At 40.1% G+C, this 13,649-nt stretch carries 10 protein-coding genes and 3 pseudogenes; 4 read left to right on the forward strand and 9 right to left on the reverse strand.

What is annotated here, in order from left to right:
* Positions 1-610: 610 nt before the first annotated feature.
* Positions 611-839 (reverse strand): annotated as a pseudogene (locus H5203_RS08840) (transposase); the annotation flags it as partial.
* Positions 840-853: 14 nt separating this feature from the next.
* Here H5203_RS08840 and H5203_RS22875 point away from each other — a divergent pair.
* Positions 854-1,149 (forward strand): annotated as a pseudogene (locus tag H5203_RS22875) (hypothetical protein); the annotation flags it as partial.
* 93 nt (positions 1,150-1,242) lie between these two features.
* Here the strand turns inward: H5203_RS22875 and H5203_RS08845 are convergent.
* Both H5203_RS08845 and H5203_RS08850 read right to left on the reverse strand, forming a co-directional pair.
* A complete protein-coding gene (locus H5203_RS08845) occupies positions 1,243-1,494 on the reverse strand; it encodes a hypothetical protein (RefSeq protein WP_101343115.1) in 252 nt (83 codons plus the stop codon).
* A 121-nt stretch (positions 1,495-1,615) separates the two neighbouring features.
* Positions 1,616-1,927 carry an SMI1/KNR4 family protein gene (locus tag H5203_RS08850; protein WP_200911622.1) on the reverse strand — a complete coding sequence of 104 codons (312 nt, stop codon included), beginning with the start codon at positions 1,925-1,927 and terminating at the stop codon, positions 1,616-1,618.
* A gap of 119 nt (positions 1,928-2,046) precedes the next feature.
* Between H5203_RS08850 and H5203_RS08855 the strand changes: the two are divergent.
* A pseudogene (locus H5203_RS08855) lies at positions 2,047-3,268 on the forward strand (IS110 family transposase).
* 471 nt (positions 3,269-3,739) lie between these two features.
* On the opposite strand, the gene H5203_RS08860 reads toward H5203_RS08855, so the two are convergent.
* The 3 genes from H5203_RS08860 to radA form a co-directional block, all read right to left on the reverse strand.
* Complete coding sequence (locus H5203_RS08860; protein ID WP_182819608.1) at positions 3,740-4,369, reverse strand: hypothetical protein; 630 nt, start codon at positions 4,367-4,369, stop codon at positions 3,740-3,742.
* Between the two features lie 571 nt (positions 4,370-4,940).
* Positions 4,941-5,873, reverse strand: coding sequence for a hypothetical protein (locus tag H5203_RS08865; RefSeq protein ID WP_182819609.1), 933 nt, complete (start codon positions 5,871-5,873; stop codon positions 4,941-4,943).
* A 158-nt stretch (positions 5,874-6,031) separates the two neighbouring features.
* Positions 6,032-7,417: a DNA repair protein RadA gene (gene radA / locus H5203_RS08870; protein WP_182719606.1), complete on the reverse strand. Its 1,386-nt coding sequence runs from the start codon at positions 7,415-7,417 to the stop codon at positions 6,032-6,034.
* A 373-nt stretch (positions 7,418-7,790) separates the two neighbouring features.
* Between radA and H5203_RS08875 the strand changes: the two genes are divergently transcribed.
* Positions 7,791-10,277: a PilZ domain-containing protein gene (locus H5203_RS08875; RefSeq protein WP_145235513.1), complete on the forward strand. Its 2,487-nt coding sequence runs from the start codon at positions 7,791-7,793 to the stop codon at positions 10,275-10,277.
* Positions 10,278-10,282: 5 nt separating this feature from the next.
* Here the strand turns inward: H5203_RS08875 and serB are convergent, their stop codons facing one another.
* Complete coding sequence (gene serB / locus H5203_RS08880; RefSeq protein WP_182759227.1) at positions 10,283-11,296, reverse strand: phosphoserine phosphatase SerB; 1,014 nt, start codon at positions 11,294-11,296, stop codon at positions 10,283-10,285.
* Between the two features lie 296 nt (positions 11,297-11,592).
* On the opposite strand from serB, the gene H5203_RS08885 reads away from it, so the two are divergent.
* Positions 11,593-12,213: an AhpA/YtjB family protein gene (locus H5203_RS08885; RefSeq protein ID WP_145235511.1), complete on the forward strand. Its 621-nt coding sequence runs from the start codon at positions 11,593-11,595 to the stop codon at positions 12,211-12,213.
* Here the strand turns inward: H5203_RS08885 and H5203_RS08890 are convergent.
* Positions 12,180-12,953, reverse strand: a complete 774-nt coding sequence (locus tag H5203_RS08890) for a TatD family hydrolase (protein WP_182731505.1) — start codon at positions 12,951-12,953, stop codon at positions 12,180-12,182. The genes H5203_RS08885 and H5203_RS08890 overlap by 34 nt on opposite strands.
* A gap of 6 nt (positions 12,954-12,959) precedes the next feature.
* On the reverse strand, positions 12,960-13,598 hold the full coding sequence (gene pdxH, locus H5203_RS08895) for a pyridoxamine 5'-phosphate oxidase (protein WP_145235507.1): 639 nt from the start codon (positions 13,596-13,598) through the stop codon (positions 12,960-12,962).
* Positions 13,599-13,649: the final 51 nt, after the last annotated feature.

A 13,649-nucleotide genomic window follows, 5' to 3' on the forward strand; every position in this document is an offset into this window, starting at 1 on the left:
TGTATTTGCCTTAAGCTACTTGCTTAACAGCCACATCGACAAACGAAGTAAATGAATTTGTTTATTGATTTAGAATTGACCGTCACTGAATAAAAACGCTCAAAGAAAATACTAGTGCCTATTGACCGAGTTAAGGCTCATATGTGTTAAGTTGCACCCACTCAGCAAGTTGCAGCATTTTGTGCACAAGTTTTCTTTATACCTAACTCTTCGTGAAAATGCGTTGTGACACTAAAAGTTAATACAAAAATAATAAAACCCAACAACCAGCAATTACACTCTTTTAGTTTAAATTTACCACGCCAAAAAGCTGATATGAAAATGACGAAATTTCTAAAAGTGAAGATAAATGTGATAAGTAGGAACACAAAAATGATAATTCCAGCTGTACTCATAATTTTCCAGTGCAACTAACGAGCCTGTAGAATAACTCGTTTTTAATTTATTTTTATTGGTGCATTAACCATAGCTGAGTTCCTATTTTGATTCAATCGACAACTGACTTTTACGTAAAATATAAAAAGAGGATTTGCTGTTGCTTTAATTGGCGTTTTGGAAGGTATGACAGGTGTTTAAGTGGCTTATTTGGAGAGGTCGCAGCTTACCTTTATTAATGCATCGTGTTTTGCAGCTTTTCTATGTTATGAACAAGGCAGTACAGTTGCCATTGCGCATTCACTTTCGTTTGTCCTCTCAAGGTCAGTTTGTTCATGCCTTTATTGACTGTAATATTCCGCTGTTTATTTAAAGGAATGCAGGCTCTATACAGCCTAGTCGTTTGCCATTCCTTCAATAAAAAGCTGCCGTCGCCCCATTGGGCTGTCTATTTTGACTTTGATTATTATAGCTAACGGTGGATTTAGATCTCTGGATCCGCCGTAGGATAAAAATGTGCTACTGGCGACAATGGCACTATTTATAAGGAATAGCACGCACTAAAGTACGCAGTTTAATGAAACTGGGTGTCAGCGAACGGCTCGCCATAGCCTGTGGTATCACCAGTACCAAAAGTAGGCGCTTGGAAGCGAAGGCCCTTGTAGAAGCTCAAAAAAAAAAGGAATTAACATTGCGCTAGGCAATGACTATTTAGCGTCAAAAGGTTTAGTGTCACTGAGAGATATTTGGATCAATATTCATTACGGGAGATGAACCGCCCATTGCACTTCCTGCTAATAAAAAGCGCATGATGGGTGGTGTGGGGCTGGAGGTTAGAGACCTCCGGCTACCCGATTATAAGGTTGTTTACAACACAAACAAGACGTCACCTTTTTCCATAAACACGTACAGTAAAATACCAAAGATAGATATTAATGCACCAGCTAGTCTAGCACTTGTTCCCTCTAAAGATTTAGTTTGAGAAGAAGTGAATTTTGTACGAGAGCCTGATTGACCATTAGTGATACCAAACTCGACATCCATTTTACCAATATAAACAAATCTAGCACCGACTAAGAAAAATGCGATGCCAATAATCAACTCTAATGTGACTTCCATATCAAAACCTTATAACGCCGCCAGCAACTGCCGGAGTGAATTGGCTGCTTTTTTGCGTCTTTTTGCAAAAAAGAAGACAGTTTACGGAGGTCAGATTGACTGGCCTTGTTAAATGCTTTTCTCATTGATGCATGTAGCCTTTAAATTCTTGCAAGCTACCTGCGATTTTTATTGCTGTATCTGGTGCCATGCCTATAGCCGGCATGTAAAACACCTCACCTTGCTCGTTAACCACTAAAAGCTCACCGCCACCATTTCCTCCAAAAGTTATGAAACCCGGAGCAAATTCTGGCAACTGATAGTCGCGATTAAATTCTTCGATTTCTTCCGGACGCCACAAAATATACCATTCTGGCTCCACCGAAAGCTCACCCTCAATAAAGCCTTCATTAATCCAGTCTTTCAATTGTTGTTTAATTGCTTCGATATTCATGGTCGCCATTTAGACATAATGACTCCCACACGGTGTTAGCCTCCGCTTTTCGTGGGTTAGCTTAATTCAAAGCCAGAGCCATAATTAGTTTGTCAATTAACTAAACAGCAGAGGCTAACATGAATAAACATAGCATACTTTTTATCGGACTTGATACACATAAAGAATTCAATGAAGTCGCCTATATTGAAGAACATAGAGGTGCACAACCTGTTCACCTTGGTCGAGTTTCGTCTTCCAAAATTGCCGTTCAAAAGCTTGTTCGTCAGTTTGAATCTAAATACCCTGGCGCAACGCTACACTTTGTTTATGAAGCAGGCCCTTGTGGTTATTATTCGTATTGTCCCTGATACTCACTAAAGCCCGCTACGCGGTTCAAATTTATTCCCTATAAATTTGTGGATTTACAGATTAATCACAAGCCTTGGCCATTGCTGTTATGTGGTTGCCCCGTCTCTTATTCCTAAAAAACCAGGCGAGAAGATTAAAACCGATAAACGTGATGCCCTTAAGCTCGCTAAATTACTTAAATCTGAAGATTTAACACCTATCTATGTTCCCGAGCCTGAAGATGAAGCTGTACGTGATTTATCTCGCGCACGCGAAGTAGCCATGAAAGATTTAAAAGATGCTAAATATCAATTAAAAGCACTGCTGCTTCGTAATAATATTAATTACAAAGGCACTGCAAATTGGTCACAAAAACATTTACGTTGGCTCACTGAGCTTGTGCTTCCACACCCAGCACAGCACATCGTCTTACAAGAGTTTTTACAAACAATTACCGAGCGAATAAGCCGACTTGAACGATTAGATAATGAACTTACACATCACGTCCATCAATGGCGTTATTATCCCGTTGTTAAAGCAATACAAGCAATGCGAGGTGTTCGTTTGTTGGTCGCCACCGGTGTTGTTGCTGAGCTTGGCGATTTAACGCGCTTCGATCATCCCCGTAAATTAATGAGTTATCTCGGTCTTGTACCCAGTGAACACTCGAGTGGTGGCAAACGCCATATTGGCGCTATCACAAAATGCGGAAATGGCCGAGCAAGACGCCTCCTTGTTGAAGGCGCGCACACTTATCGCTATGCAGCAAATATATCGACAGATATGCAAAAACGACAAGAAGGTTTATCAAAGGACATTATTGATATTGCGTGGAAAGCACAACTTAGGCTCTGCAAGCGCTATAAAAAAATGATAGCCAAAGGGAAACACTACAACCTGGTTGTCACCGCAATTGCCCGAGAAATGATTGCGTACATATGGGCCATTGCTAAAGAAGTGGTGCTTACGCCAGTGAATACAAAACTTAGATTGGCAAGAGTACCCGCATGATAAACGAATTAGAGTTAATGCATGGGATCAAGCATCGGGTGTGGCACAACCACCGACGGCGTTAGGATGGCAATGCAGCTAACGCTGCGTTGAACCACGAACATAGACTGAAGACAGGTGCCACGACGGAATAAGTAAGGTCTGCTCTGTTACTAGAAATAGTAATAACCAACGACAAAATTGTCAGGAACAATTTTGAACAGCGTAGCTGATTCACGAAAGGCAGGATGCCTGTAGTCATATCAGCAAGATAACCGACGAACTTACTTGCTTCATCCTATGTATTAACTCGCTCTAATTCGAGCTGAAGTAATTATGGCTTAAAAAGTTAAGCAAGGATCAGTGCGTTTAACTTGACAGTGGGAGTCATACCAACGCCGTTTTAAGCGGCAAATTGCAGTTGGCTAAAATAAGTGAGGTACGAACAAAAAGCCAACTGTAATTTGTTCGACTTGAAAACCCTTGTTAGGCCTACACTAAATCCCTCTTAAAATCATCGTATAGCTTCTGCACAATAGGGCCTGCAGCCGCATTAAAAAATTTAAGCATTGATTCTTTAGATGAAAACAGATCCTTTAGTTTTACAGAATACCCAGGAGCAACTGGAGAAATTGGAATAGCATTATAAGACCACATTATTTGACCTGAACTATCGAATAGCTGTGCTGCGATATTAAAGCGTGAATTAAATTCATCAGAAAACCCATGTACCATACCTAAAACGACAACATTAAGTGTAATAACTAACTTATTTTGAGAGTTGCTATCAAAATTAATCTTAAGATTATCTGCTTTTACTTTTTCAATGAATTGATTCTGGACGATCTCATTTAAACTTATACGGTGTTCTTCCATAAATCTTAACGCCAGCTCTCTTACGCCCAAACCATCTCCAGCAGTTCCAGAATAATAATAACTGACACCTGTCCATTGAACTTCTACGGTACTTATAGCGGTTAGCATAGAGTTGTCATTTGGGCTTGCTTCAAGTTTTATAGTTTGTAACTGTTCGAAATTTTCTTTTTTAAGTTTTACACTCGGGACTGATGAACATCCACTAATAAAGATTATAAAAAGAAGTACTAAGTAATGAAATTTCAAAGAAACTCTCCTGTAGGCCTAACAGCTTATTCAAAGGATCTAAACCCACAAGTTGCAGACAGAAAATCCTTTGAGTTTTTTAATATTTTCAGTCTAACTCTGTATCTAAATGTAAATCAAGGGATTTATCTTTGTTGTTATTTTGTTATTGTAAATCACAAGAAATAAACCCGCGAGTTGTTAAAAAAAACTCAAAACTGTTTATGAATACAGGAAAATAAAGCAGATAAAGATACGCGTGGCGCTCATGTTCCTGAATATGGGAGCAAACAACAGCTTGATTATTCAATGAGTTATTATCCTAAACCTATATCAACGTCAGTTTCCCACTTGAAACCATCTCTAAACTTTAATTTTCACCGTTGGGTTTCGTTGCTATGAACCACAACCTACGATAATAAATTTTACGCCGACCTGCTTTGGTTTTTCCTAGTTCCTAGCGCCTAAATCCTAGTCCCTCACCCGAATCGCCCATAAAAAAGCGCGAGATTATCTCGCGCTTTAAAATGACTCAAAACTGTATTTTGTCTTAAACTTACCGCTTAAGACTTACAACTTATAGCTCTACGAGCTATTCGCCCTTTGCTTTTAAATTTATAAACTCTGCCAGTTCTTCTGGTTGCCCCATTAGGGTGAAGATCTGTTGGTTAATTTCGGTCATGGTTTGCCCTTCTGGCAAGCTTGCTGACACTGTTAATGAGCTTAAGCCCTGCGTGAAGTTTTTAATCGCTTCACTCAGTTCCTCGCTGACTGGCGCTTGTTGTAGCTGCATGTTGACCATTTGCTGCATTTGCTCCAGCGTCATACCTTGCTTTTCAAGCGTTTGTTCGACGAGTGCTTTAAATTCACCTTCGTTATTGAGGGCAATTTCGATGCTGCGTGGTTCAAGCTCTGCAAGCGCCTCCATTAGTAAGGTTTGTTGCTGTAATTGCTGCTCTAAAGTCGGCTGTTGACTACCTAGTTGTTGCTGCATTTTGCTCAGCGCCAATGAAGCATTCATCAATGCGGTTGACTTTGCTAGACCGAGGTTAAAATTAAGGCCTACAATATTTTTAGCATTAAGCGCAAAGTCGATATCACTATCACCTGATTTTTCATCATAGTTCATCAATGTATGAAGATCATAACTAGCAGCAGCAAGTTTATTGTTAGCGTCTGGTGGTAACTGCGCTAAAAAATGCTCACTGAAGGTAAAGTTTTTTATGCTCAACTCGGTACGAGGAGCAATTTTATCTACTTCATATCCCGCCACTTCAATGCTCGCAATATTAGCAACTGGCTGCTGATCAAAACCTGTGATTTGCATATTTGATATTTCAACACTTTGCCCAAGCACGCTGGCCGAAATATCTTCATAACTAGCTGTTACACCCATTTGCTGGCTCATTAATGCAAGCTGACGATCAACTTCTACTTTAACTTCTTGAGTCAGTGCATGATTTGCATAGTTAACACCACCGATAGCCGCAGCGACAACAACAGCAACAATTGCGAGTTTTTTCATTCTATTTCCTTATTACGATTTCTATTATCACCGTTGTTATTTAGCTTAGTCTCTAACGGCTTTAGACTTAAGATTTTGCTAAGCGTATCATTCAATAATACCTTTGATAAGGCCTAGCATAAGTAAGTGCAAATTGATTTGCACTTTTTTGAGCGTGGCTAATTAATTAAACTTAGCAGTTCATGCACTGTTTTAACTGGGGTTATTTTAGCGCCCAGCCCTTCCATTGATTTATGGTAATTACGAAATGGAATAAATATTTCGGTAAAACCATGTTGGGCAGCTTCTTTAACGCGCGGCACACCACTATCGATTGGCCGTACATCGCCATTTAAGCTCAACTCACCCATTATGCAGGTAGTCCGTGGCACTACAAACTCATTTAAGCTACTGAGTAAGGCAGTCACTAAGGCTAAATCGATACAGGTTTCGGTTTCATCAATTCTCAGCCCGCCAACAATATTAAAAAACGTATCATGAAAGATTTTGGTTTTAGTGTGCTTGCGTAAAATACCAGTGAGCATTTTTATTCGGTTCATATTTAAACCTACGCACACTCGCTGTGGAAACTCCGCCTCGGTTTCGGTAGTTAAACATTGTATTTCGAGCAACAAGTTGCGGTTACCTTTTCGAATGCAAGTAATGGTTGAACCGGGTGAGTCGGTACTTGATCCCGATAAAAATATTTCACTGGGGTTATCAACACTTAGCATACCGCGTTCGCACATTCTAAAAATGCCCACAGTATCAATGTCACCAAAGCGGTTTTTATTGGCGCGCAAGGTACGTATTTGCCCATCGTTAGTGTCGATATGTAATAACGCATCAACAATATGCACTAAGGTTTGCGGCCCCGCTATTTCATTATTTTTATTTACGTGGGCAATAATAAACATAGTGACGTCGTTTTGCTTACAGTACTGTGTAAGCGCTTGCGCGGCACTTTTAACTTGTGACGGTGAACCTGGGCTGCCGTTTGCGGTATCAGTAACAACCGCTTGAATAGAATCGATTACTGCAAACTTGATGTTATTTTTTTCAAGCTCGTCGATAATGGTTTCAACACTGGTTTCTGATAACAAATACAGTTCGTCTGGGTTGTAATCGAGCTTTAAACGATTAACACGGTTTTTAAATTGCGATAACGACTCTTCTGCGGTGCAGTAAAGTGATGGCATACGCTGTGACATGCGCGCGACTAAATCCGATAATAAAGTCGTTTTACCTGCTCCGGGATCGCCTGAAATAATATTCACAGAACCTGTGGTTACGCCACCTGATAATACTCGGTCAAGTTCACCAATACCGGTTAGTTGCTTTTCGGCTTCGGTGGTTGCGATGTCATTAATTTTTTTCGAGCCACCGCCAACGCCACCAGCATAGCCGCCAACAACGCTGCGCGTTGCTGCTTTTTTAGTTTGCCCTGCTGAGGGCTTAAATTCGGCTAAGGTATTCCATGCGCCGCAGCGACACTGTCCTTGCCAGCGTTGGTAGTTCATTCCGCATTCGGTGCAAACAAACTCTATTTTTGCCGCTTTTGCCATTAACTTTTGCCTACCTTCGTCATTTTGAAATCATTTATGTCCATACTAGGATGATCTTTAATTTATTGTTACGTTATCGTGCGCTGAATATTGACCTTGCCAATAAGGCAATTCAACGCCACAATCGAGATATATAAAAAAGCAAGGTTTATCACTTTTACTTTAGGGCATATTTTTTGCTTAATCTTTTTAGCTTGGGCTTTTTTGATTAATAAACTAAAGTAATGAGCCATTTATTTGGCAATCTCATAATAATAAAAATTAAAGATGGTAACTCATTACACCGCACATGCTGCAAACCAGCAACCAAGTGAGTGTGTAAATACATGTGCAGTATACCAACTTTTTAGAATAGACGGTGATGGTTTTATAAATGACTGAAGACACTCTGCTTAAATATGAAAGTTTAGTTGATGAGCTTAAATCATATTTAGGTAATGCCAAATTTGACACGATCTTTAAATCGAAGACAGCGGGTTTAACAAAACCTGAGCAGTTCTTGATCAAGATGGAAATGTCGCGCTTGTCGCAACCTATCGCCCGTTTTATTGATTTACGCGGCCAAGTAACAGGCCAAGTTAAACCTTATGAGTATGAAGGCAAACAACACTTTATGGATGAAACCGCTATTGCGGTATTTGAACAAGCCATAGAACGCCATGGTGGTTATACCCTTGCTGTTTACGAAGCTGTAATGAACACCGATAATAACCATCGTGTAATGCAAAAAAAAGCCGCTGAACAAGCTAAGCAACCTGAGTTACAGAATGAACAAAAATTAGATTGCCAGGTTATTAAATTTGCCTCTTATGAAAGTCGCCGTGAAGAACGGATGAACTATTCAATCAAAATCACTGTAGAACTCAACAAAGACAACACCATTGCAGCAACCACCTCAGATATATCTTTAAGTGGCGCAAAAATAAAGCTCTCACCGCGCTATCAAGTCAAAAAAGGGCAGTTATTAGGACTGCGTTTAGTCGGTCTTGAGCAAGATTTTGAATTAGGTTTAAAAAACGGCATTCAATATGAAGTTGTTGCAGTTGAGAAAATCTCTGCGGAATTTAATCATATTCGCTTAAAACGTACTTTTATAGAAAATAACGCAAAATTTGATGAGTTTTTAGAAAGCTTTATTCACGGCAATAAGCGTCGCTATAAAGTAAATTTAGATAACACCTTAGATGCAGTCGTCTCAAAAGGCTATGAGCAGTATTATATTCCCCGTGTTACCTCGTTATTTACTTTTTTTAGTTTGCAAAACGATAAACTCTACCCAAGTTTAGTGCTGACCACTGAAAACAATATTTTTATTCAGCGTTATTTTTGCGATGAGCGAAAGCTGTCATGTTTATACACTATTTTAAATCAGCAACGTTTAAGTCAGTTACTAAGTAACCCAGCCCCAGTTAAAGAAGAGTATTTATACACCTTTACGCACGTGGTTGCTGGAAAAGTATATTATTACTCAGCAACACGCACTGAGTTGACTGCAGAGCCGCAATTAAGCGCATTATTTTTTGGTTTTGGTAGCCAAAAAGAAAGCTGGCAATGTTTTAAAGTACAGTTAATGCCAAGCCATCCAGAAGATTCATTTATTCCATTAAGCTTACCAAATACCGCTGGCAAAGATATTGAAAAATTAAACAAGCCACCAACGCCTCGCGTACAAGGAATGATCAAAGACGTAAAATATCTTGTGATTTTAACAGCAGTCGGAACAGACGTTGAACGAGCGCATTATCAAAGTTTTAGTTACGATAAAAGTATAGTTAATCAGCTCAAGCACTTTGGCCATGGCAAACATAAAACCCCACCAAAACTTGAAACCGTGGATTTAGAGTATGTAAACCTACGCTCTCACAAACGCTATTTGTATAAAACCGATGTAGTATTAACAACTCAGGATGAGCAAACACATACCGCTCATAGTCGTGATTTCTCGGTGATGGGGTTGCAAATTGAGTGTGACCAACCGGTTACTTTTCAAAAAGGTGAAGTTGTTGAATTAAGCTTACCTGAGCTGCAAAAAATAACCAAAAAGCACACGCTGAGTAAATTAAAGTACGAAGTGATGGCGGTCAGTAAATCGTTCACCACTATCAACTTAAAAGCCTTACGTATTGTTGATAACCCACACGAAGGGGTGAAATTTTTTACGCAGTTAATTGAAAATAATAAAGATAAACTAAAAGTATCTGAAGAAGCGCCAAAGGTGCCAGGATTATCGACAGCGCTGCGAAATATGGTAACTAAAAGTGTCTGCCAATTTCCGTTTTATTTACATAAAGAAGCTGCACATTTTAAAACAGGAGCAATTGGTCAAGGCTTGTACCCGAGCCCATTGCATATTATTTTGCAAAACTATGGCTTGCTTAATAATACCACCAGCATTGATGCTTTTTTATCGCCAGAGCAGCTCAATGGCGTGATCACACCGCTTATAAAAGATCGCAGTCGTCAAGATCCTCCTCTACCTTTCACTTTATTTATTCGTTTTGATCCTAAAAAACCGACCATTAAAGACGCTATAAAAAGCAAGTGCAGTGCAGGCGAGGATTATGCCCCACAGTTACTCTTTTTAAAGAAAGGTCTCAAATCTGAGTTGATCTTTATAATGCGTATTTATATTTCACGCACTGGCCGCCCTGATACAGATTACTTATCTAACGAGTTAAAATACGTAAGCCAATATGCATTGCACAAAGCAAAAGATCTTGAAGAGGCACTGTGGGCAGTAACAGGTGTTGGTGACATGGTTGATGTAACAGATGAAACGCTTAGTCATTTGGACTTTACCGCAGAGCTGGTAGACCAAATGAATAAGCGCAAGCAGACTTGGCTTAAACGGCTAACTTAACTCCGTTACTTAATAACAGGAATAGTTAATAAATATAACAGTTGTAATAGCGAGCCTTGGCAAATTGCAGCTTGGGCTTGTTCAACAACTTTAGGTTTACCGTGTACGGCAACACCGAGTCCTGCCGCAGCCATCATGGTCAAATCATTCGCACCATCACCAATCGCCACTGTTTGTTGCGTAGGTAAATTTAATCGTTGCTGTAATTGGCTCAACACCACGGCTTTTTGCTGCGCATCAACAATCATGCCTAGCACTTTACCTGTTAACTTATTATCTTTAAATTCCAAAACATTGGCATGTACTTCGTCTAGTTCAAGCAGTTTTTGCACTTGTTCAGCAAATGGCACAAAGCCACCTGAGGCAATGGCTAAATACCAATTATGCTGCTTTAGCACTTGGCATAGCGCTTTGATCCCTGGCATTAATGGTAAACTATTTTTTAGTTCATCAATTAAGCTTTGCTCAATACCCGCAAGTTTAGCGACTCGTTGATGTAAGCTTTCACTAAAATCTAACTTACCAGCCATCGCTTGTGCGGTTACCGCTGCGACATCATCATATACATCAGCAAGCCTTGCGATTTCGTCAATACATTCAATCGTAATGGCGGTTGAGTCCATATCCATTACTAATAAACCGGGCTTAGTTAAAATCGGTGGCTTACTAACTTGTACAAGTTGAAATCCCAATGGATGGGCAAATTCATTCAGTACCAAAGGATTAATGCTTGGGCTTAGTGTCTCGCTGTAAAAACACAGTGCGGGGCTTAAGTTTGGCTCTGGTTGATAACGACAAAATGCACTGACAATAAACTGCTGCTGAGCTAAAAAGTTAATTATATTAGCTAGTTGTTGGCCGCTAAAGTCCCCTGCAAAAGCAATACTAAACATTCCTTGCGGATCAGTTGGTAAGCTTGTTGGTACTAATAAAGCATCTTGATAGTGATACCACATACCTAACGACAACTGTGCCGATAACTGCTCTGATGAAAGGCTCGCAAAGCGCTCCAATGTCATGATAACTCCAAAAATGATACTAATGTCTCCCCTGTAAAATAACAATTATACCAATCGGGTTAGGTTATTGGTCATTTATAGCGACGGATAAATAGAGTGATAACAAGGCATAAATTTTATATGTAGTTGTTCTACATAAAAAACTTATAACGCCGTTAGCGCTTTATTTAGCACGCTAGAAAGACTAAATATTTAAGTCGATTGGTATTAATTCGCCATAAAGGGGGATTTAAGGTTATAGTTACGCTTAGTTGTAACATCAAAAACAAAAGCTGTCAGCAGCGTAAACGGTGACTATGAAAAATAACCATCTTAAAAACCCTATTTCAGCATCTCTTAGGCAACGCCTAGTGCGATTAAGTATTGCTGCGGCATGCTTTGTATTGCTGACTTGGGTTGCTGTTAATGGTAGTTTTCAAAGCCACCAGTTGCTTTATGATAGTGCCGACAGCACAGCAAAAAGCTTAACTCGTTTTATGGCTCTCAATGCCAAAACGCCGCTACTTGAAAAAAACAAACCTGAATTAACAGCCTTATGTAACAGCATAAGCAAAGATGAGTTTGTACTGGCTGCAACGATTTATGATCAGCAAGGCATACTTATCGCCAGTAGTGATAATTGGCAAGCTCACCATATTTTAGGTAAGCTGCCCAACTCCACTCCAGGTATTAGTAAACTTAAAACCCCGTTTGTTGAACCGATAATCAGTGATGACGATCGCCCACTAGGATTTGTTGCAATAACTTACTTGACCCGCTCAGCAGTAGCAACCAGTCATAGCAGCTTTCATGACTTAGGCCGCCAAGTATTACTAATGCTAGTGATAACCTGCATTTTTACTTGGCAATTAGGCCGTGGTTTAAAGCGCTGGCAAGTAAATCGTTATATCCGAAAAAGTTCTGAGCACGAATCATAAAGCTGCTTTTGAAAACCAGCCTTATAAGGTGTTGTGATCTGCTTTAATTGACATAACTGCTCAAACACTAGGGGTAACTGTAACGGCGTGTTTATTTGCCCTTGAAAGCCCGCTAACGGCATTGCAGGTGCATCTGTTTCAAGTAGTAAGTGTTCAGGTGCTATGTGAGCAACAACGGAACGTGTTTTTTGTGCTCGCTGATAAGTGATCACCCCGCCCACCCCGAGTTTAAAACCCTGTTTAATATAATACTGTGCTTGTTGTAATGAGCCTGAAAAAGCATGTATAACACCACCATATTTTGGCTTACAGCGCTTAAATGACTGTGCAATAAGGTCATGGCTTTGTCGATGATGCACAATCAATGGCAATTCAAGCTGATTAGCAAGATCAATATGGTGCTCAAATATCTGAGTTTGCAAAACAATATCGTCAATACTGCGGTCAATGCCACACTCGCCAATAGCGACCAATTGCTGGCGATGTTGCACAGTAAACTCAGTCAGTTTGGCTAAATGACTGTGGTGATATTCTGCTAAAAAGTAAGGATGTAAACCTGCACCGATGCGCACTGCAGAATGCTGTTTAGCAAAAGCGCATAAAGAAAGAGATTGTGCCAAAGTGATCCCCGGCACGATCAATTTTTCGATCCCCAGCTGCTGACATTGCTGAATTAGCTTGCTGCGGGTGGCATCAAATTCAGTAAAATCTAAATGGCAGTGGGAATCAATAAACGCCATAATAAACTATGGGTTTAAACGTGTAATTTGCCAGCTGTTATCAGCTTGACGCTGATATATAAAACGGTCATGCAGGCGGTGTGCACCACCTTGCCAAAACTCAATTTTTGTTGGCACAACACAGTATCCCCCCCAAAAATCTGGCAATGGTATTTCGCCTTTAGCAAACTTGGTTTTCATATTAGCAAAAGTTTCCATCAACACTTTACGCGATGATACAGGACGGCTTTGCTTTGAAGCCCATGCAGCTAACTGGCTTTCTTTGGGACGTGACAAAAAGTACTTGGCAACCGCTGAAGTTGGCAGTGGTTGTGCTTCACCATAAACAATCACTTGGCGCTCCATATGGTGCCACGGAAAATGCAAAGAGATTTTATTATTGCCTTTAAGCTCTTGTGCTTTACGCGAGCCGGTATTGGTAAAAAACACAAACCCGTTATCATCAAGATGCTTTAACAACACAATACGTTGCGAAGGCTGACCGGTTTCATCAACCGTTGCCACCACCATCGCCGTTGGATCTGGCAGTTTACTTGCTACCGCGTGCTCAAGCCAGGTTTCAAATTGCTTAAATGGATCATCAAGTAAATTCTCTTCGCTCAGAGCATCTTGCAAATACTCACGACGGATATCTTCAAGTTTCATAAAATTCCCTCTAGGTTCTAGGTTCTAGGTTCTAGGTTCTAGGTTCTAGGT

The sequence above is a fragment of the Pseudoalteromonas sp. SG41-1 genome (genome assembly GCF_014164575.1).
Lineage (GTDB): Bacteria > Pseudomonadota > Gammaproteobacteria > Enterobacterales > Alteromonadaceae > Pseudoalteromonas > Pseudoalteromonas rhizosphaerae.

Excerpts from the sequence above, each read along its gene's own strand:
- H5203_RS08865 (WP_182819609.1), bottom strand. The coding sequence starts at position 5,873 with ATGAAAAAACTCGCAATTGTTGCTGTTGTTGTCGCTGCGGCTATCGGT.
- H5203_RS08875 (WP_145235513.1), top strand. The coding sequence starts at position 7,791 with ATGACTGAAGACACTCTGCTTAAATATGAAAGTTTAGTTGATGAGCTT.
- pdxH (WP_145235507.1), bottom strand. The coding sequence starts at position 13,598 with ATGAAACTTGAAGATATCCGTCGTGAGTATTTGCAAGATGCTCTGAGC.
- serB (WP_182759227.1), bottom strand. The coding sequence starts at position 11,296 with ATGACATTGGAGCGCTTTGCGAGCCTTTCATCAGAGCAGTTATCGGCA.
- H5203_RS08890 (WP_182731505.1), bottom strand. The coding sequence starts at position 12,953 with ATGGCGTTTATTGATTCCCACTGCCATTTAGATTTTACTGAATTTGAT.
- H5203_RS08885 (WP_145235511.1), top strand. The coding sequence starts at position 11,593 with ATGAAAAATAACCATCTTAAAAACCCTATTTCAGCATCTCTTAGGCAA.
- H5203_RS08845 (WP_101343115.1), bottom strand. The coding sequence starts at position 1,494 with ATGGAAGTCACATTAGAGTTGATTATTGGCATCGCATTTTTCTTAGTC.
- radA (WP_182719606.1), bottom strand. The coding sequence starts at position 7,417 with ATGGCAAAAGCGGCAAAAATAGAGTTTGTTTGCACCGAATGCGGAATG.
- H5203_RS08850 (WP_200911622.1), bottom strand. The coding sequence starts at position 1,927 with ATGAATATCGAAGCAATTAAACAACAATTGAAAGACTGGATTAATGAA.